Origin of the sequence: Streptomyces sp. IMTB 2501 (genome assembly GCF_001953885.1) — a bacterium.
Lineage (GTDB): Bacteria > Actinomycetota > Actinomycetes > Streptomycetales > Streptomycetaceae > Streptomyces.
The window spans coordinates 86,932-105,983 of the sequence record NZ_MQUS01000026.1; the positions used below are offsets into that span (position 1 = coordinate 86,932).

Annotated in this window: 20 protein-coding genes and 1 pseudogene; 13 read left to right on the forward strand and 8 right to left on the reverse strand. The window is 71.7% G+C overall.

Going from position 1 to position 19,052, the window contains the following annotated elements; genetic code table 11:
• The first annotated feature begins 23 nt into the window (after positions 1–23).
• From AV521_RS34440 to AV521_RS34455, 4 genes are all read left to right on the forward strand, one after another.
• Entirely contained in the window at positions 24–752 is a 729-nt protein-coding gene (locus tag AV521_RS34440) for an SDR family oxidoreductase (RefSeq protein ID WP_076094136.1), read from the forward strand.
• 245 nt (positions 753–997) lie between these two features.
• Entirely contained in the window at positions 998–1,663 is a 666-nt protein-coding gene (locus AV521_RS34445) for a nitroreductase (RefSeq protein ID WP_076094211.1), read from the forward strand.
• A gap of 673 nt (positions 1,664–2,336) precedes the next feature.
• Positions 2,337–3,230 (forward strand): glycosyltransferase family 2 protein, encoded by an 894-nt coding sequence (locus AV521_RS34450; protein ID WP_076094138.1) that lies wholly within the window; start codon positions 2,337–2,339, stop codon positions 3,228–3,230.
• 464 nt (positions 3,231–3,694) lie between these two features.
• Positions 3,695–6,928, forward strand: a complete 3,234-nt coding sequence (locus AV521_RS34455) for a BTAD domain-containing putative transcriptional regulator (RefSeq protein ID WP_076094141.1) — start codon at positions 3,695–3,697, stop codon at positions 6,926–6,928.
• 55 nt (positions 6,929–6,983) lie between these two features.
• On the opposite strand, the gene AV521_RS34460 is transcribed toward AV521_RS34455, so the two are convergent.
• The 4 genes from AV521_RS34460 to AV521_RS34475 form a co-directional block, all read right to left on the reverse strand.
• Positions 6,984–8,684 (reverse strand): bifunctional 3'-5' exonuclease/DNA polymerase, encoded by a 1,701-nt coding sequence (locus tag AV521_RS34460; RefSeq protein ID WP_076094143.1) that lies wholly within the window; start codon positions 8,682–8,684, stop codon positions 6,984–6,986.
• Between the two features lie 48 nt (positions 8,685–8,732).
• The gene (locus AV521_RS34465; RefSeq protein ID WP_076094145.1) at positions 8,733–9,503 is read right to left on the reverse strand and encodes a Clp protease N-terminal domain-containing protein; all 771 of its coding nucleotides are present in this window, start codon (positions 9,501–9,503) and stop codon (positions 8,733–8,735) included.
• A gap of 73 nt (positions 9,504–9,576) precedes the next feature.
• Positions 9,577–10,203, reverse strand: coding sequence for a LysE family translocator (locus AV521_RS34470; protein WP_076094213.1), 627 nt, complete (start codon positions 10,201–10,203; stop codon positions 9,577–9,579).
• Positions 10,204–10,307: 104 nt separating this feature from the next.
• Positions 10,308–10,832: a transcriptional regulator gene (locus tag AV521_RS34475; protein ID WP_076094148.1), complete on the reverse strand. Its 525-nt coding sequence runs from the start codon at positions 10,830–10,832 to the stop codon at positions 10,308–10,310.
• A 67-nt stretch (positions 10,833–10,899) separates the two neighbouring features.
• Between AV521_RS34475 and AV521_RS34480 the strand changes: the two genes are divergently transcribed.
• Positions 10,900–11,835, forward strand: coding sequence for a S41 family peptidase (locus AV521_RS34480; protein WP_076094214.1), 936 nt, complete (start codon positions 10,900–10,902; stop codon positions 11,833–11,835).
• A gap of 441 nt (positions 11,836–12,276) precedes the next feature.
• The gene (locus tag AV521_RS34485; protein ID WP_179023599.1) at positions 12,277–13,395 is read left to right on the forward strand and encodes a DUF2786 domain-containing protein; all 1,119 of its coding nucleotides are present in this window, start codon (positions 12,277–12,279) and stop codon (positions 13,393–13,395) included.
• 416 nt (positions 13,396–13,811) lie between these two features.
• Here AV521_RS34485 and AV521_RS34490 read toward each other — a convergent pair whose 3' ends face one another.
• The 4 genes from AV521_RS34490 to rpmB all read right to left on the reverse strand — a co-directional run bounded on the left by AV521_RS34490 (position 13,812) and on the right by rpmB (position 15,559).
• On the reverse strand, positions 13,812–14,327 hold the full coding sequence (locus AV521_RS34490) for a DUF4232 domain-containing protein (RefSeq protein ID WP_076094218.1): 516 nt from the start codon (positions 14,325–14,327) through the stop codon (positions 13,812–13,814).
• A 120-nt stretch (positions 14,328–14,447) separates the two neighbouring features.
• A complete protein-coding gene (locus tag AV521_RS34495) occupies positions 14,448–14,927 on the reverse strand; it encodes a hypothetical protein (protein WP_256725782.1) in 480 nt (159 codons plus the stop codon).
• A gap of 90 nt (positions 14,928–15,017) precedes the next feature.
• Entirely contained in the window at positions 15,018–15,323 is a 306-nt protein-coding gene (gene rpsN, locus AV521_RS34500) for a 30S ribosomal protein S14 (RefSeq protein WP_076094150.1), read from the reverse strand.
• Positions 15,323–15,559 carry a 50S ribosomal protein L28 gene (rpmB, locus tag AV521_RS34505; protein WP_076094152.1) on the reverse strand — a complete coding sequence of 79 codons (237 nt, stop codon included), beginning with the start codon at positions 15,557–15,559 and terminating at the stop codon, positions 15,323–15,325. Before rpmB ends, rpsN begins: the two co-directional genes overlap by 1 nt.
• A gap of 61 nt (positions 15,560–15,620) precedes the next feature.
• On the opposite strand from rpmB, the gene rpmG reads away from it, so the two are divergent.
• The 7 genes and pseudogenes from rpmG to AV521_RS34540 all read left to right on the forward strand — a co-directional run bounded on the left by rpmG (position 15,621) and on the right by AV521_RS34540 (position 18,885).
• Positions 15,621–15,785 (forward strand): 50S ribosomal protein L33, encoded by a 165-nt coding sequence (rpmG, locus tag AV521_RS34510; protein WP_076094154.1) that lies wholly within the window; start codon positions 15,621–15,623, stop codon positions 15,783–15,785.
• Between the two features lie 9 nt (positions 15,786–15,794).
• Positions 15,795–16,058, forward strand: a complete 264-nt coding sequence (locus tag AV521_RS34515; protein ID WP_076094156.1) for a type B 50S ribosomal protein L31 — start codon at positions 15,795–15,797, stop codon at positions 16,056–16,058.
• Positions 16,055–17,393, forward strand: a pseudogene (locus AV521_RS34520) (GTP-binding protein). Before AV521_RS34515 ends, AV521_RS34520 begins: the two are co-directional and overlap by 4 nt.
• Positions 17,393–17,626 (forward strand): 30S ribosomal protein S18, encoded by a 234-nt coding sequence (gene rpsR / locus AV521_RS34525; protein WP_076094158.1) that lies wholly within the window; start codon positions 17,393–17,395, stop codon positions 17,624–17,626. The pseudogene AV521_RS34520 and the gene rpsR overlap by 1 nt, the downstream one beginning before the upstream one ends.
• Positions 17,627–17,694: 68 nt before the next feature.
• Complete coding sequence (locus AV521_RS34530) at positions 17,695–18,069, forward strand: VOC family protein (RefSeq protein WP_076094160.1); 375 nt, start codon at positions 17,695–17,697, stop codon at positions 18,067–18,069.
• Positions 18,070–18,076: 7 nt separating this feature from the next.
• A complete protein-coding gene (locus AV521_RS34535; RefSeq protein WP_076094162.1) occupies positions 18,077–18,424 on the forward strand; it encodes a helix-turn-helix transcriptional regulator in 348 nt (115 codons plus the stop codon).
• Positions 18,421–18,885, forward strand: coding sequence for an SRPBCC domain-containing protein (locus tag AV521_RS34540; RefSeq protein ID WP_076094164.1), 465 nt, complete (start codon positions 18,421–18,423; stop codon positions 18,883–18,885). The genes AV521_RS34535 and AV521_RS34540 overlap by 4 nt, the downstream gene beginning before the upstream one ends.
• The last annotated feature ends 167 nt before the right edge of the window (positions 18,886–19,052 follow it).

Consider the following 19,052-nt stretch of genomic DNA (forward strand, 5'->3'; position numbering starts at 1 on the left):
ATAATCCCCACGAAAGGCATGTCATGAAGATCGCAGTCATCGGCGGTACCGGACTGATCGGGTCGCAGGTCGTCAAGAACCTGAACGCCGCCGGACACGAGGCGGTACCGCACTCGAAGTCCACCGGAGTCGACATCATCAGCGGCCAGGGACTGGACCAGGCGGTGGCGGGAGCCGACGTCGTCGTCAACCTGACGAACTCCCCGACCTTCGACGAAGCCTCCCTGGCCTTCTTCCAGACCTCGATGGACAACCTTCTGACCGCGGCCCAAAAGGGCGGCGTCGGCCACTTCGTCATCCTCTCGATCGTCGGCGTGGACCAGGTGCCGGAGCTGGACTACTACCGTGCCAAGGCGCTCCAGGAGAAGATCCTCGCGGCCGGGCCGATCCCCTACTCGATCGTCCGGGCTACGCAGTTCATGGAGTTCATGGATGCAGTCCTGTCGTGGACCGCTGATGCCGACGCCGTCCGGCTGCCCGCCACACCCATCCAGCCCATCGCTTCCCAGGACGTGGCCGCAGCGGTGGCGGAGGTCGCCGCCGGTGGTCCGCTGAACGGCATCCGCAACATCGCCGGCCCCGAGGTCTTCACCCTGGACGAGCTGGGCCGGATCACCCTGTCCCGCAAGGGCGACAACCGCACCGTCGTCATCGACCCCACCGCCGGGATGTTCGCCGTCGTCAAGGGCGACGTCCTCACCGACAAGAACGCCCACCTCGCCCCCACTCGCTACACCGACTGGCTCTCCTGACATCCCTGCCTCCTGCCTGTCCTGGCCTGGCCCGGCAGTCTTTTCGTTGTGCCCGCCGAGTGCGGCGGTTCGAGTCGGACGGGGAGTCGGCGCGGTCCTCCGATCCCCGGTCCGGTGGGGGGCGAGGGACTCGCTCGGCTGTCACTTATTAGGTTTCCGGGGCCTGTCCCATTTCGCAGTCCCGGATTGTCGATGAGTAGATGCGATGAGTAGACGCATGGAGCAGACGAGGGAGGTAGATGATCTTGAATGTCTATGAGGCGGTCACGAGCCGACGGGCGGTGCGCGGGTTCACCGACCGGCCCGTCCCGAGGCAGGTGCTGGAGCGGGTGCTGTCCGCCGCGGCTTGGGCGCCGTCCGGATCGAACCTCCAGCCGTGGCGCGCCTACGTGGTGACCGGTGGGCCGCTGGCCGAGCTCAAGCGGCGCGCCGGCGAGCGCGTGGCCGCAGCCGACCCCTGGGACGAGCGGGAGTACGAGATGTACCCGCCCGCACTGAAGTCTCCGTACCAAGAGCGCCGATCCGCTTTTGGCCATGAGCGCTACAGCGCACTTGGCATTGGGCGCGACGACTGGGAGGCGCGCCAGAGGGCCGCTGCCGCGAACTGGGACTGTTTCGGGGCGCCCGCCGCCCTGTTCTGCTACATCGACCGCGACATGGGCCGCCCTCAATGGTCCGATGTCGGCATGTATCTGCAGACCGTCATGCTGCTGCTGCGCGCCGAAGGGCTGCACAGTTGCCCGCAGATGGCGTGGTCGGTGTATCGCAAGACTGTCGCGGAGATCCTGTCGCCTCCGCACGACCTCATCCTCTTCTGTGGCATGTCGATTGGGTTCGAGGACGTCACGGTGGGTTACGCCCGTACGGGCAGGGCGCCGCTCGACGAGACCGTCACGTTCGTCGAGGGGTAGATTCGCGGATTTGCGTACGTCTCGGGTCCGAATCCCGAAGGCGGCTCCACTGAACCCCGGGCCGGACCGCTTCTGGCCCGGGGTTTTTCTGTTGCTCGCGTTCTGATCCCCGTGGGGGCCGAAGAGTGCCGGCAGCAGAGCGGCTGCCATCGGTGTGCTGGGCGGTGTCATCGGAGTCGCAGCGGTCGGTGGGAGCTTCGTGGCCGCTGTCGTTGCCCACCGGCTGCGGCGCCGGGTGGTGTTGTGCACCGGGTTCCTCGTCACCAGTGCTGGGACCCGTCCTGTTCGAACGCGTGCCACACCGGTTGCTGGGTCGGGTCAATGCGCTGGGCGACTCGGTGGCCGGGGCCGGTGTTCCGCCCGGCGGACTGATCGCCGCGGCGGCGGTGGCCTCCGTCGGCCCGGTACCCGTACCGCTGGTCGCCGGAGCCGCCCGCTTCCTGACCGCGAACCTGGCCGGGCCGAGAGGGGAGTGGTCCGAGATGGACCGCAGGTGCGGGAGCCCGGCCGCTGTGCCGCCTCTCGAGGGAATGTGCGGACAAAAGCGGAGCAAAGGGGTCGCAAAGTGAATCGGCATCGGGTGAACCCGCGGATCTGAGGCAACATCTTGGTGAACGGCGGGCACCGCGCGGTCGGGGCGTGGTGCCGCTGTCGGCCGGATGGGGTGAGGGACGTGGTGGAGCCGAGGATCGCCGTCGCCGTGGTGACCATGGGCAACCGGCCCTCCGAGGTCGACGCCCTGCTGGAGTCCGTGGCCAAGCAGGATCTCGCCCCCGCCCGCATCGTAATCGTCGGCAACGGCTGCCGCCTGCCCGAGTTCGCCCGCCGGCTCTCCCTGCCCGGCGAGGTCACCACCATCGACGTGGAGGACAACCTCGGCTGCCCGGGCGGCCGGAACGTCGCCCTGGCCCGGCTGCGGGAGTTCGGCGACGTCGATGCCGTCGTGGAACTGGACGACGACGGGCTGCTCGTCGACGCCGATGTGCTGCGGCGCGTACGGGACCTGTACGCCGCCGACCCGCGGCTCGGCATCGTCGGCTTCCGCATCGCCGACGAGCACGGCGAGACACAACAGCGGCATGTGCCCCGCGTGGGCAAGTCGGACCCGATGCGCCGCGGGTACGTCACCGGCTTCCTCGGCGGCGGGCACGCCCTGCGCATGGCGATGCTGGCCGAGACCGGGGACTGGCCCGCCGAGTTCTTCTTCGCGCACGAGGAGACCGACCTCGCCTGGCGTGCCGCCGACGCCGGCTGGAAGATCCTCTACGCCCCCGAGCTGCTGCTCCAGCACCCCAGGACCTCACCGGCCCGGCACGCCATCTACTACCGCGTCAACGCCCGTAACCGCGTCTGGCTCGTCCGGCGCCGGCTGCCCTTGCCGCTGATTCCCGTGCACCTCGGAGTGTGGACGCTGCTCACCCTCGCCCGCACCCGTTCTTTGGCGGGGCTGAAGGCCTGGTTCGACGGGTTCGTGGAAGGGCTGCGGGAACCGGCGGGCGGGCGCCGGCCCATGCGCTGGCGGACGGTGTGGCGGCTCACTCGGCTGGGGCGCCCGCCTGTGATCTGAGAGTGCGCCCCGGTGTAGACGCAGCCGGGGCCGGCGCGAACAGAGCGTGGGCCGGCGCGAACGGGGCGCGGAGCAGAGAACGGGACGGGGCCCCGGGCGTTCACCTCCGCCGACCGGGGCCCCTTGCGTCCCCGGATCCAGCCTGCGGCGACACTCCCCCGAGTTACGCGACAACGCGCGCACCGTAGGGCCAGATCCGATGGAAATGATCACATCAGGATGCGCCAACGGATCGCTAACATGTGGCCAACGGTTCGTCGGCAGGTCGCGGATCCGTTGGCCGGAACTTGCCGACGGTGTCCGTAACAGGCCGCCGGACAGGCCGATCCGGGGCCGGGCCGGCCGGCAGAAGGTGGCGGGAAACCGTTGTGGACAGGGTGGATTCCCGCCAGGGAACGGCGGGCGCGCGCTCGTCGCGGAGCACGGTCGGCCCCGATCGTGCGGAAAGGCAGTGGTACGGCGTGATGCGGCGGTGCGAGCTGCGGTTCGGACTGCTGGGGCCGCCCGTCCTGTACGACCGGCCGCCGTTCGAGATCTCGTCCGACACCCTCGACGACGGCGTCCGTGCCATCGGCAGTCCCAAGGTGCGTGTGCTGCTCGCCGCGCTGCTGCTGGAGCCGGGCCGGGTCGTGTCGGTGGAGTCGCTGAAGGACGCCCTGTGGGGCGGGGCGCCGCCCGTCTCCGCGCAGGCGTCCCTGCACAACCACGTCACCAGGCTGCGCCGGCTCCTGGACGACCCCGACCGGCTCAGAGCCGTACCACCGGGGTACGTACTGCGCGTCGATCACGGCGAGTTGGACATGCACGTCTTCGACGCCCGGGTCGCCGAGGCGCGGGCCGCGCATGCCCGGCGGGACTGGTCGGGTGTCGTACGGGCCTGCACCGCCGGGCTCGCGCTCTGGCGCGGCGCCCCGCTCAGCGGGCTTCCCGCCGACCTCGGCGGCTATGCCCTGGTGCAGCGCCTGGAGGAGGCTCGGCGGCTCCTGCTGGAGTGGCGCTACGACGCCGAACTCGCCCTGGGCGGCGCACGGCTGGCCGCGCTCGTCCCGGAGCTCGCGGCGCTGGTCGCCGAGTATCCGCTGCGCGAGGCGTACCACCGTCAGCTGATGCTCGCCCTGCACCGCACCGGCCGGCAGGCCGAGGCTCTCGCCGTCCACCGTGATCTGCGTGCCCGCCTGATCGAGGAACTCGGCATCGAACCCGGCCCCGCGGTACGCGAGGCGCATGTCGAGGTGCTGCGGGGGAGTGGCGAGGAGCAGCGGCGGGCGGGCGAGGAGCGCGTCGGCCTCCGGCGGGCCGTGAAGGGCCATGCCCGCCAAGTCCCGCAGGGCGCAGGGCGGGTGGACGGAACCCCGGAGGAGAAGGGGGAACCGGCGGCCCCGCACAGGGACGCCGAGCCGGAGCCGGACGCCCGGCTGACCCCGCGTCCGGCCCAACTCCCGGCACCACCCGCCCATTTCACCGGCCGCGCCGACGTCCGTCGTGCACTGCGGCACGCGCTCACCGAGCCGCCCGCCCCCGCTCCGGCCATCGCTGTGATCAGCGGCATGGCGGGCGTCGGCAAGAGCGCGCTCGCCCTGCATGTCGCGCATGAGCTGCGGGATCGATTCACCGACGGTCAGCTCTACGTCAACCTGCACGGCGCCACCCCTGGCATGACCCCCCTCAGCTCGGCCCAGGCACTCGCCGCGCTGCTGCGGGACCTGGGCGCCGAGCCCCGCAGCATCCCCGAACACCCGGACGCGGCAGCCGCGTTGCTCCGCTCACTGCTCGCCCCGGCCCGCATCCTGCTGGTGCTGGACGACGCGGCGAACGCCGCCCAGGTACGGCCCCTGCTGCCGGCCGGGCCCGGCTGCGCGGTGATCGTCACCAGCCGCTCGCCGCTCACCGCCCTCGACGGCGCCCGGCGCTTCCCGCTCACCCCGCTGACCGGCGAGGACAGCGCGGCACTGCTGCGCACGGTGAGCGGACGCGAGGGGCTGGACGCCGGGCACGCGCTGGTCGAACTGACCGGCCGGCTCCCGCTGGCGCTGCGTGTCGTCGCCGCCAGGCTCGCCGCCCGCCGCGCCCTCACCCCCGATGTGCTCGCGGGCCAACTCGCCGAGACGGGCGGGCGGCTGCGGCACCTGGAGTACGACGACCTGAGCGTCCGGCGTTCCCTGGCCGTCGCCCATGACGCGCTCGCCGCGGCCGAGCGCGAGGCGGACCGGGACGCGGCCCTGGCACTGCGCCGCATCGGTGCGCTGGACCTGCCGACCTACGGCGCCCCGCTGATCGCCCGCCTCACCGGCACCGACGAGCGCCGCGCCGAGGCCGCCCTCGACCGCCTGGTCGACGTCGCCCTGCTGGAGGAGACGGCCTACGGCCGCTACGCCCCGCACGACCTGGTCCGCGACTTCGCCCGCGAACTGACGGACACGGGGAGGGACATGGGGAGGGACATGGGCACGAGGAAGGACGCGGGCGCGGGAGCGCCGGGCGCCGCCGCACGCCCCGGCACACAGCCGGACGCCGTCCACCGGACCGACTCCCACGAGGAACCGACACCGGCTTCCGCCTCCGTCTCTGACTCCGACCTGGCCGCTCTCCGCTGGTACGGCGCCGTGGCCGAGCGGGTGCTGGAGGCGGTGGCGGAACCGGGACTCGATCAGGAGGACCGGCGGCGGGCGACCTCCGCGCAGCCGGCGGAGCACGCGGTGGACGTGGCCGAGCTGTTGTCCTTCGAGTCCACCGAGGAGGCTTTCGCCTGGGGCGAGGTGGAGTTGGAGAACGTCGTCGCCCTGGTGGCGCGGAACGCGGACACGTCCGACCGGCTCCGCGCCGCTCATCTCTCGGTGCTCGCACGGCTGCTCTTCCCCTACGTCCAGCGCGGTGGACGGGTCGCCGAGATGGAGGTGCTGGGGCGGGCCGCGCTCGGGGCGGCGCGGCGGCTCGGGGACGCGGCGGCCGAGGCGTACGCGCTGGGCGACCTTGCGGGCCTGCACTTCATGACCGGCCGGCAGAAGGACGCCCTCGCCCTCACCGACCGGTCCCTGGAGATCTGGCGGCGGCTCGGTGTCGTCTCCAGGATCCGGCGCTGTCTGAACAACCGCGGTCTGCTGCTGGAGGGCCTCGGTCGGTTCACGGAGTCCGGGGAGGCGCTGCGGCAGAGCCTCGCGTACTCGCGGCAGTTGAACGACCCCTACGGAGAGGCCGTCACCCACAGCCACCTCGGCAACCTCTACGAGCACACCGATCCGCGTGCCGCCATCGAGCAGCACCGGCGCTCGCTGGCGATCGGGGACGCGATCGGCGCGGTCATCGTGCAGCACTCGGCGCACTGCAACATCGGCTACGCCCATCTCACCCTGGGCGAACCGGCCGCCGCCGCAGGGCACTTCGAGAAGAGCCTGCGCATCCTGGGCGGTCACGGTGACTGGCACGGCGAGTCCCAGACCCGGCTCGGCCTGGTCCGCGCGCTGCGGCAGCTGGGGGAGACCCAGCGGGCGGGCCGCGAGTGCGCCGAGCTGCTCAGCCGGGCCGACGCCCGTGCCGACCGCTACATGGGCGGCCTCGCACGGCACCAGCATGGGCTGCTGCTGCACGCGCGAGGGCAGCGGGCAAAGGCGTACGACGCCTGGCGCGCGGCACTCGCCGCCCTGGACGGCACGGACGAGCAGACGATCGTGACGGAGCTGCGAGAACTGCTGGCGCGGTGACCCAAGCGCCTGTGAACAGCTCTCGTGGAGTGACCGAAGTGCGCACTGGCGGCGCTCACTTGGCGTCGGCATAGCACTCCACCACCGCCGTCGTGAACGGGAAGCGCACCGGTGTCTCGCCGAAGGTCAGCCGTCCGGCGAGGTCGGCGGAGGCGCGGATGGCCTGGACGACCGTGTCGGCCTCCTCGGCGGGACAGTGCACGATCACCTCGTCGTGCTGGAAGAAGACCAGCTCGGCCTTGAGGCCGGCGCAGGCCCGGCGGAGCCCGGCGAGCATCAGCAGTGCCCAGTCGGCGGCGCTGCCCTGGACGACGAAGTTCCGCGCGAAGCGGCCGCGCGCCCGGGAGTTGGTGGAGGCGTAACCCGGAACCCAGGCGGCCTGGCCGCCGGCCTGCGGGTCGGTGTCGTCCTCGCCGACCGGGATGCCCGCCTCCTCCGCCGTGTCCTCGCCGGACCCGGCAGCCGGCGGACAGGTCCGGCCCAGCCAGGTGCGCACCAGCCGGCCCTCCTCGCCCGCACGGGCGGCCTCGTCGACGTACGCGACGGCCTTCGGGAAGCGGCGGCGGAGTGCGGCCAGGTTCTTCAGGCCGTCGCCGGAGGTCTGGCCGTAGACCGCGCCGAGCACGGCGAGCTTGGCCTGGTCGCGGTCGCCGGAGAAGGCGCGGTCGGAGACGGACTGGTAGAGGTCGCTCTCGCGGCCGGCCACCTCCATCAGGCCGGGGTCGCGGGAGATCGCGGCGAGCACGCGCGGTTCCATCTGGTCGGCGTCGGCCACCACCAGCCGCCAGCCGGGATCGGCGACCACGGCCCGGCGGATGACCTTCGGGATCTGCAGTCCGCCCCCGCCGTTGGTGACCCAGCGTCCGGTGACCGTGCCGCCGGCGAGGAACTCGGGGCGGAAGCGGCCGTCGCGCACCCAGTCCTGCAGCCAGGACCAGCCGTGCGCCACCCAGATGCGGTACAGCTTCTTGTACTCCAGGAGCGGTTCGACGGCCGGGTGGTCGAGGGACTGGATCTCCCAGCGGCGGGTCGAGCGCACCTTGATCCCGGCCTGGGCGAAGGCCTTGACCACATCGGCGGGCAGATCGGAGCGGACCCGGCGGCCGAAGGCGGCCGACACCTCGTCGGCCAACTCTGCGAGGCGACGCGGCTCGCCCCTGCCCGCGTACCGCTCGCCCAGCAGGTCGTGCAGCAGGCGGCGGTGGACCTCGGCGCTCCACGGCAGGCCCGCGTGGTTCATCTCGGCGGCCACCAGCATGCCGGCCGACTCGGCGGCCGTCAGCAGCCGCATCCGGTCGGGGTGGGCGGTCCGCTCGTGCCGTCGCAGCTGTTCGGCGTAGACCGCGAGGAGGTCGGTCAGCGGCAGGCGGGTGCCGGTGGCCTCGAACAGCGGGGACTGGGCGCCCGGTTCGGCGGAGCGCTGGGGCGGGTCGGGCGGTACCGGGCCGCCGCGGAGGCGGGCCAGGGCGGCGGCGGCCGAGCGTGGCTCGCCGTGCCGGCCCTCGTGGCCCAGCAGGAGGGTCTCGGCGTCCTCGATGTCGTAGCACCGCTCCACTCGCACCCCCGTGGCGAGCAGACGCGGGTAGACCTCGGGGGTGGACCGCCACACCCAGCGCGTCACCTCCGGGCGGCTCCGCACCGCCCCGGCGAGATCGCTCTCCCGCCGCACCGGCCCGGCGGGCAGCCCGTCAGGGCCGAGGGGGGCGACGTCCACGCCTCCGTCCTCGGCCGGTGCGAGCGCCCACCGGTCGGTCATGACTGCGAGTGTGGCAGGCGGCTCTGACAATCGGTCTGACCTGCGGTTTCAGTCTTCCGGGGAGGCCGGATCGGCCGCTGCCTCGCCGACCCCCGGCAGGCGCTGCTCCGTCAGCAGCGACAGCGTCCTGGCGATGTGCTCCTCGGTCCCGGCCTTGGTGATGCCGAGGCCGTTGAGGACGCCTTCGCCGTTCTCCTGCTCCAGGAGCGCGAGCAGGATGTGCTCGGTGCCGATGTAGTTGTGGCCGAGCCGGAGGGCCTCGCGGAAGGTGAGTTCCAGGGCCTTCTTGGCGTCGGGGCCGTAGGGGATGAGGTCCGGGGCGTCGTCCGAGGCGGGCGGGAGCGCGGCGGTCGCGGCCTGTCGTACGGAGTCCAGGAGGACACCCTGCGCGGTGATCGCCTTCGCCGCCAGGCCCTCCGGCTCGGCCAGCAGTCCGAGAACCAGGTGCTCGGGGCGGCCCTCGGGGTTGCGGGCCGCCACCGCCTCGTTGTGCGCGGCCATGACCACGTTCCGCGCGCGGGGGGTGTAGCGGCTGAAGGTCTGGTTGGGATCGAGGTCGGTGGACTCCTTCGGCACGAACCGCTTCTGCGCGGCCTGCCGCGTCACTCCCATGCTCCGGCCGATCTCGGTCCAGGAGGCGCCGGAGCGGCGGGCCTGGTCGACGAAGTGGCCGATCAGGTGGTCGGCCACGTCACCGAGGTGATCGGCGGCGATCACCGCGTCCTGGAGCTGGTCGAGGGGCTCGGGATGGACTTTCTTGATGGCCTCGATGAGGTCGTCGAGGCGTACGGATGCCGTGATGTTCGGGTTGGTCGCCATGTGTCAACCGTAGGTTGCACTCCCAGAGGCGTCAACCGACAGTTGACAGTCCAGTTTTCCTATCCGGTCTGCCTCACTTGGGTGTGACCGCAAGTCGCACCGCGAGGCCTGTGAACACCGTCCCGCTGAAGTAGTCCAGCCCCCGGGCCACTCGTCGGCTGCGCCGCAGCAGTGAGGCGAGTTTTCCGGACAGGAGCCCCACCGAGCCGTCCACCAGTACGCCCATCGCGGTGATCGTGACCCCCAGCAGGAGGAACTGTTCGCGGACATGCCCCAGATCCGGGTTCACGAACTGCGGCAGGAAGGAGACGTTGAACAGAATCACCTTGGGGTTGAGGAGATTGGTGACGGCTCCCCGCCAGAAGGCACGCTGACGGCCCTGCCGCGGCGTGGCCTCCGCCTCCAGGGGGCCGTCGGCACCGCGGAACGCCCGTACCGCGAGGAACAGCAGATAGGCCGCACCTGTCCAGCGCAGCGCGTGATAGAGCGTCGGCAGGTTCAGGAACAGCGCCGACAGCCCGAGGGCCGCGGCGACCGTGTGCACGAACATCGCGCAGGCGACCCCCACGGCCGCCGTCAGCCCGGTCAGGGGGCCACCCCGGCCGCCCACCGCCACGATGAACATCATGTCGGGGCCCGGGGTGACGCAGAGCGCGAACGCGGCGATCAGGAACGCGGCGTAGAGAGACGTGTCCACCATGCCGTCATGCTTGGCGCCGCCACGCACGCGTGGGGCGCAATTCCAGGGTCTGAGACGTGCTTCAGGGGCCGAGGTGCGGCATCAGCGCCTGAGGCGCGGTCGCCTCAGGGCCGCTCCTGCTCGTACATCACCACCAGTACGCCGTGCACCGGCTGGTCCGTGTCGTCCTCCTCCGTCCCGTCCACCAGCTCGGCCAGCGTCTCGCGCAGCCGCCGCGCCCGTTCCGGGGACAGGCGCAGGTGACGCAGACTCAGCAGATGGTCCTCGGGGGAGCGGTCGACCTCCTGGGCGACGGCGTTCAGCAGGGCCGCCCGGTCGGCCGCACGCGGTTCGGCGACCCGCAGCCGCCGTCCGGTGCGCCGGTAGTAGTGCTCGGTGCCGCCCCGGACCTTGCGGGTCTCGGTGATGTGCACGAGTCCGGCCGTGTCCAGCGTCTTGAGATGGTGCGCCACGCTCCCCTTGGCCACTCCGAGGCGCACCGCCAGCTGGCTGATCGTGGCGGCCTCGTGGGTCAGCGCGAACAGCAAGCGCTGGCGCAGCGGATGGGCGAGTGCGGCGAACTGCTCGGGCGTGGAGATGTCCAGCACGCCGTCGTCGGTGCCGCGGTCGGGCGGTTCCGGTCCGGTCATGGTCTAAGCGTCTAATTTCCTTGACGCTTTCGCAAGTCCGGTGCTGTACTCCTCTGCCATGACCTCCATGACCTCTAAGGCAACGCCCGCAGCGTCGCCCGCCCCCGTCGCCGACGTATCCGCCGTCATCGAGGAGACCGCCCGGCTCCTCGCCGCCAACTACGTCTTCCCCGAGGTGGCGGACCGGCTCGCCGCCCTGCTGCGCGGCCGCCTGGAGGAGGGGGCGTACGACACCGCCGATCCGGCGGAACTCGGTGCCCGGGTCACCGCCGACCTGCAGTCGGAGAACGGCGATCTGCATCTGCGCCTGAAGTTCCACGCCGAGCGCCTGCTGGAGGACGGGGACCAGGTCGATCTCACCTCGCTCCGCCGTGAGTTCGCCGCGTCGCTGGGCGGGGTCCCGCGCGTGGAGCTTCTCAGGGGCGGGGTCACATTGCTCGAACTCGCCCCGATGCTCTTCCGGTTGGCCTGGGCGGCGGAGCCCCTGTCGGCCGCGCTCACGCTGGTCGCGCGCGCGGACACGCTGATCCTGGACCTCAGGGACACGGTCGGCGGCGATCCGGACACGGTGGCGTTCGTGTGCAGCCACCTCCTGGACGAGCGGACCCACCTGAACACCCAGTACTGGCGCGCGGGCGACCGGTACGAGCAGTACTGGACCCTCCCGCACGTCCCGGGTGCCCGCTTCGGGGGCGCCAAGCCGGTGTACGTCCTCACCAGCGGCCGTACGTTCTCCGGCGGTGAGGAACTCACCTACAACCTCCAGCAGTTGGGGCGCGCGGTCGTCGTGGGCGAGACCACGCGCGGCGGAGCGCATCCGCGGGACGGCTGGGCGGTGCACCCGCACCTGGAGGCCTCGATCCCGGTCGGCCGCGCGATCAACCCCATCTCGGGCACCAACTGGGAGGGCACCGGCGTACACCCAGACGTCTCCTGCCCGGCCGACAGGGCCCTCGACCACGCCCTGCACCTGGCAAACGGTGAACCGGCGCCCTGCGCCTGACAGTTCCGGCGGACCTTGAGGCATCGCCTTGACGAATTCGCTCCCCGGCGCTCCGACCGATCTTGAGACACGGCTCTCCCGGACGCGCCTGCCGGCCGCGCTGACCGGCCCCATCGGCACCCCGTGCCGGGTGGCCGGTGGGGTTCCCGGCGGCTGCCGTCTCGGCTCTCTCCCTACTGGCAGCCGGCCTCCCGGCTGTGGCCCTCGCGGCCCTGGCCTCCCTGCGCCGGACAGTCCGGGGCGGTCAGCGGGCAGCCGCCCTCCTCGCTGTCGCCCTGCCATCACCCGCCCCCGGCTCCCGGCCCCCGACGCCATCCACGACTACCTTGGTGTTGATCATCGGCACCCGTGCATCACCCCCCGGCGGCCCGCCAGCCCTTTGTCCACACCCTGTGGACAAAGGGCGGCCCGCTGTCGGTGGGGCGTGGCACGATCGACGATGTGACCAGCACTGCCAGCAATGCCAGCACTGTCGAGCGGGCCTTTCGAGCCGCTCTCTACGACGACACCGACACCGGCCTCGACACCGGTGCCTCTCTGCTCGCCGCCGACCCGGCCGCGGACGCCGAACTCGCGCAGCGGGGCGAGGAGTTCGTCGCGGCGGCCTGGCGGCGCGGCTGGCAGCCCGCGGATGTCGTACGACTGGTGCGGCGCGAGCTGGAGGACGTGCATGTGCGCCTGGCCGCCGCGCTGATCCGCGCGCAGTCCGGTCGGGACCGCCCGCGCGGGCGCCGCTGGGCCGCCCAGCTGGCGGATCTGCCCGAGGGCCCCGCCCGCGAGGCCGACCGTTTCGCGCAGGCCACCAGCGCGCTGGAGCTGTACCGCCTGCTGCTGCGTCTGCCCACGCTGGAGCCTCTGCAGGACGAGCCCCGCCGCTTCCCCGGCCCTGCCGCCTCCCGCATGCTCGCCCGGATCCGCGCGCTGCTCGCCAAGGCCGAGGCCACCGGATATCCGGAGGAGGCGGAGGCGCTCAGCGCCAAGGCGCAGGAGCTGATGGCGCGGCACAGTGTCGACGAGGCGCTGCTCGCGGCCGAGGCACCCGCGCCGGACGCGCCCGGCGCCTGCCGGATCGGTGTCGAGCCGCCGTACGAACAGGCCAAGGCGGTCCTGCTCGACGCCGTGGCCGGGACGAACCACTGCCGCGCGGTGTGGAACGAACCGCTGGGTTTCTCCACGGTCGTCGGTTTCGAGGCGGACCTGGAGGCGGTCGAGCTGCTCTACACGTCGCTGCTGGTGCAGGCCACGCATGCGATGACCAAGGCGGAGGCCGCGCAGAGAGCGGGCGGCCGGAAGCGGACCAAGACCTTCCGGCAGTCGTTCCTGGCCGCCTACGCCCACCGGGTCGGCGACCGGCTCGCGGCCGCCGCCGAGACCCAGGTCACCCAGAATCTGCTGCCCGTCCTGGCCACCAGGGAGATAGCCGTCACCGGCCGGCTGGAGCAGATGTTCCCCGAGACCACCACGACCCGGCTGCGCGGGGTGAGTGACGCGGCCGGGTGGACAGAGGGCGCCCGCGCGGCGGACCGGGCCCAGGTAAGAGCCCGCCCCAGGCTGGAGTGAGGCCTCAGCCCGGGGTGATCGCCCCAGGCTGGAGTGAGGCCTCAGCCCGGGGTGACCGCCCCAGGCTGGAGTGAGGCTTCAGCCCGGGGTGACCGCCCCAGGCTGGAGTGAGGCTTCAGCCCGGGGTGATCGCCCAAGCTTGAGTGACTGCCTCAGCCTGTGGTGATCTCATCAACCGGGAGTGACCGCCCGGGCCCGCGGTGAGCGCATGGGCCGAGAGCGGGCACCAAGGGCTGGAGTGAGCACCCGAGGCCGGCATGAGCCCCCAGCGTGCAGCGAGCGGCTCAGACCGGAGCGGCGCCCAGCCGAGAGCGAGTGCCCCAGCCCGGAGCGGCCCCGGCCCTGAAGTGACCGCCCCAGGCCCGCCCCAGGCCCGCCCCAAGCCGGAGTGACCTGCCGCAGGCAGCAGCGGCCGTTCAGTCGCCGACCTGCTGGAAGGCCGACACGGACGCGTTCGGGCCGGTGCCGCCGGGCTGGGTGGCGATGGGGCCGTAGGACCAGGGGAAGCTGCGCGAGGCGGTGGTGCCGGGGAGGGTGATGTCCACGGTCTTCACGTCCATGCTGCTCTTGCCGCCCGCCGCTCCGCGCACATAGCTGATGGTGAAGGACGCCGAGTCGCCCTTGGCGAGCTTCAGCTGCTGGGCCTTCGCGCCCTTGAGCGCCGGCACGTCGGTCTTGGCCTTACCGGCGTTCAGGGAGACGCCCGCGAAGTGGTCCAGGGTGCAGGGCTTGCTCTGGTTGGTGATGCTGACGGGAATCTCACCCGTGTCACCGGCCTTCGGCGCCACGCTCGCCGACCCGATCTGCACGGAGACCCCACCGATCTGGCAGCCCGAGTTGTTCTTGTCGCCGCTCTTGCTCCCGCCGCCACCGCAGGCGGTGAGCAGCAGGGCGGCGGCGAGGGCCGTGACGGTGAGCGGAATGGCGCGCATGAGCATGTCCCATCGAGGTCGTGACGGTGCCCCAGCATCATGGCGTCTGCACCGGGCACCTGCGTGCCCACCCCTGCGGAATCACCGCTTCAGGTGGTCTGCCTCAAGTGGCTCACGGGGTCAGTGCTTCGGCTTCGTGGGCAGCGTCGACGGCAGCTTGCCGCCCTCCGCCTTGGTGTACGTCTCCTGGCCGATCTTGCCCGACCAGTTCACCGTCATGCCCTTGCCGTCCACCGATTCCACCATTCCGGTGGCCCGGTCCTTGTTGCCGTCGGGGCAGGTCAGATGGATCATCTGCATGCCCGAGTCCTTGCCCGCGACACCCTGGCACCACGCCTTGCGCCCGGTCACGAACAGCCCGGCCTTCTTCCCGGTGATCACCAGCGCCACGATCTTGCCGCCGCTCGTGGCGATCCAGCTGCCCTGGAGCTTGGCCGAAGCCCCGGCCACGGCTCGCGAGCCCGAGGGGGAGGGGGCGGCGGACTTGACGGTCGCACTCGGTGTCGGGGAGGAGGCGGCCTTGCTGCTGATGCCCCCGCTGCACGCGGTCAGCGCGGCGAGTGCCCCCACCAGTCCCGCGGCCACGGTCGCGGTCCGCACCCTTGCAATCGCAGAAGTCACCGGAAAGCTCCCAAGCTCGTAGCGGCCGGCCGCCCTCCGCCGGACGGCCCGCAGCAAGCTACCAGCTGGTCACCACGAGGACCTGCGGACTCCAGGCAGGAATCCGTTGTGAGCCTGTTCGCGCAGGCTTACCCGGGACAGGCCGAAGGCGCGCAGATAGCCGCGTGGGCGACCGTCGACCTGGTCGCGGTTGCGCACGCGCGTAACGCTCGCGTCCCGCGGCTGCCCGCGCAACTCGCGCTGGGCGGCGAGCCGTTCGGCCGCCGAGGACGAGGGCCGCCGGATGATCTCCTTCAGCTCGGCCCGCCGGGCGGCGTACCGGGCGACGATCTCCCTGCGCCGGTCATTCTTCGTGATCTTGCTTTTCTTCGCCATCAGACCCGCACCCCTCGGGCACGGATGCGGGCCACGGCGGCCTCCACGCCGATCGCGTCCACGGTCTTGATGCCCTTCGCGCTCAGCCGCAGCCGGACGTACCGGCTCTCGCTGGGCAGCCAGTACCGCTTGCTCTGGATGTTCGGGTCGAAACGGCGGGATGTGCGCCGGTGGGAGTGCGAGACGCGGTTCCCGAAGCCCGGCTGGGCCCCGGTGAGCATGCAGTGCGCGGACATGGTGACGTAACTCTCCTCAGACGTAGTGCGTAATGGATGTCATTTTCAGTAAGGTAGCAGCATGGCACGCAACGAACTCCGCCCGGTCGTCAGGCTCCGGTCCACGGCCGGGACCGGCTACACCTACGTGACCCGCAAGAACCGCCGTAGCGACCCGGACCGTATGACGCTGCGCAAGTACGACCCGGTCGTCGGTCGGCATGTCGACTTCCGAGAGGAGCGCTGAATCACCGCCATGCGCAAGGGAATCCACCCGGAGTACGGGCCTGTCGTGTTCCGTGACCGTGCCGCGAACCACGCCTTCCTCACCCGCTCGACGCTTGCGGCTGTGCCGGGTGACAAGACGATCGAGTGGGAGGACGGCAACACCTACCCGGTGGTCGACGTCGAGATCTCGAACGTCAGCCACCCCTTCTACACCGGCACCGCGCGCGTGCTGGACACCGCCGGGCGCGTGGAGCGCTTCGAGCGCCGGTACGGCAAGGGGGGCGGGGCATGAGTCTCGCCGTGGCCGTCGTGGGCGGGCTGCACGCCGAGGCCCGCAAGGCGGCCGTCGACCGCTTGCTTGCCGACGTACCCGGCAGCGTCGTACTCCACCACGACCTGGCGACGGCCACCGCCGGTACGGTCGTTCGTACGGTCCGCGACCGCGGCGGCATCCTGTCCGCGGGTGAGGCGCCCCTGGTCAACGACTGCGCGTGCTGTGCGCTGCGCGAGGACCTGGTGCCCGAGCTGCGCAGGCTCGCCGCCGACGGCACGACACGGCTCGCGATCGTCGAGTTGTGGGACTCGGTCGAGCCCAAGGCGATGGCCGAGGTGGTCGCGTCCGGCGGGCTGACCGTCACCTCCGTGATCACCGCCGTGGACCCGGCGCTGGTGCTGCCGTACCTCGGCAACGGCGACGACCTCGCCGAGGCCGGCCTCGCGGCGGCGGCCACCGACCAGCGCACGATCGCCGACACCTTCGCCCGACAGTTGGAGTACGCCCCCGTCCTCGCCCTGGCCGACTCCCCGGAGGCGGACGACGAGGACCGCGAGCTGCTGGCGCAGCTCCACCCGACGGCCCGCCAGGTTCCGATCGGCCACGGTGGCCTGGCGGGCACCACACCCACGGACGGCGCACCCCCGGGCGCCACATCAGCAGCGGCCGGCACCCGCACCGGACCCCGCGTCCACACCGGACCGCGTCCCCGCGTCAGAGTCCGCACCCGCACCGGATCCCGCACCTGCACGTGCGCCGGAGGCGCCCGCGCCCGAATGGCCCGCGCCGGAGTCGCCCGCACCCGCCCCCACGCCCCGCCCGCTGGCCCAGGCGGCTCTCGCCGGTTTCGACGTGGAGGCCGCCGCGGCGGCTCAGCACCCGGCCTGTGCCCGGCTGCCCGCCGAGGCCGACAACCACGGCGTGTCGACCTTGGTCTGGCACCGCCGCCGGCCCTTCCACCCGGAGCGGCTGTACGCGGCGCTGGAGGACCTGACCTGCGCCGCGGCCCGTAGCCGGGGCCGGTTCTGGCTCGCCGACAAGCCGGACACGCTGCTGCACTGGGACGCGGCCGGCGGGGCGCTGTGCGTGGAGAGCGCGGGGCCGTGGCTGGCCGCTCTGCCCGACGCGGCCTGGGAGATGGTCCCACCGGTGCGCCGGGCCGCCGCCGCGCTGGACTGGCACCCCGAACACGGCGACTGCTGCAACCACCTCGTGTTCACCTCGCCCGGCCTCGACCGCGACGGACTGGCGCACCTCCTGGAGTCCTGCCTGCTCACCGACGCCGAGTACGCCGCCGGGCGCGACGCCTGGAAGCGGCTGCCGTCCGCCTTCGACACCCTGCTGGAGATCTGATGTCCCGCAAGAGCGACCGCAAGCCCGCCCGCAACCGCCCCAACCCCCTGGACCAGGCCGGGATCACCTACATCGACTACAAGGACACCGAGCTGCTGCGAAAGTTCGTCTCCGACCGCGGCAAGATCCGCAGCCGCCGGGTCACCCGGGTCACGGCCCAGCAGCAGCGACTGCTGGCACGCGCCGTCAGGAACGCGCGCGAGATGGCACTGCTGCCGTACTCCAGTCACTGATCACGGCACATAGGTAGGTGTTTCCCTACGCTTGACTGGTAGGGAAACGCCTACCTATTGTCGTATCCATGAACATCACTCACGCCTCCTTCGTCACCCTCCCCGTCGCCGACCAGGACCGTGCCCTGTGCTTCTACCGGGACGTCCTCGGCTTCGAGGTCACCGCCGATCTGCAGATGCCGCCGGGCCGGTGGCTCCAGGTGGCGCCGAAGGGTGCGCAGACCGTCTTCACTCTTTCGGGGCCGGGCATGGGGGATTTCGAGCCCGGCTCGGCACGGGGGATCATGTTGGTGACGACCGATGTCGACGCCGACTGTGCGCGGCTCGCCGCGGCCGGGACTCCCGTACAGGGACCGGACGACCTCCCCTGGGGGCGCATGGCCTCCTTCACGGACCCCGACGGCAACGGTCTGATGCTGCTGACGGAGAAGGAAGGCTTCTGACCGCTCCATGAACGGGACGGGTACCGCCGCCGAGGACCGCGTCTTCGCCGCGCTCGCCAACGCCACCCGCCGCGAGGTGCTGCGGCTGCTGCGCGAGCGCGGACCGCTGCCCGTCCAGGCCCTGGCCGACCACTTCGACATGCGCCGCCCCAGCCTCTCGGAACACCTCAAGGTGCTCCGGGAGGCCGGCCTCGTCTCCGAGCAGCGCTCCGGACGGCAGCGCATCTACCGCCTGCGGGCGGCCCCGCTCGCCGAGGTGCAGGACTGGCTCCACCCGTACGAGCGGTTCTGGCGCGACCAGCTGAAGGGTCTCGGTGATCTCCTCGACCGCCTGCCCGACGATGACGAGCGATGAGCACCGAACCCGATGACGACCTGACGACCATTCGCGTCGACCAGTTCTTCCCGCATCCGCCCGCCAAGGTCTGGCGCGCCCTGACCGACCCCGAACTGCTCGTGCGGTGGCAGATGCCCGGCGCCGAGGACTTCCGGCTGGAGGTCGGCCACCGGTACCGGATGACCTCCGTCCCGCGTCCCAACGCCCGCTTCTCCGGAGTCGTGGAGGTGCGGGTCCTTGCCTACGACATCGAGCGGATGCTGTCCGTCCGCTGGGCCGACGCCGATCCGGCCAACCCGGCGGACTGGACCATCACCTGGACCCTGGAACATGAAGGGCGCGGCACGCGTCTCTTTCTAGTGCACGAGGGGTTCGATCCGGACGACCCGGCTCAGCTGATGGCGCGCAAGATCATGGACGGGGGGTGGCGGGGGCATGTCCTGCCCGCACTGGGGCAAACGCTGGAACAGCTTCGGTAACGGGCCTTCGGCTTGGGTGGAGAGCCGTCGGTACAGGTCGCAGGGGCCACTTCGGTAAAGCGGACGTCAAACCTGTAACCGAGGGAACACCCCCTGTGCACGTGCATTTGCTCATGCATCCGCACGTGAACGGGGTTATGATCCGGGTCAGTTGACCACAGCATCTA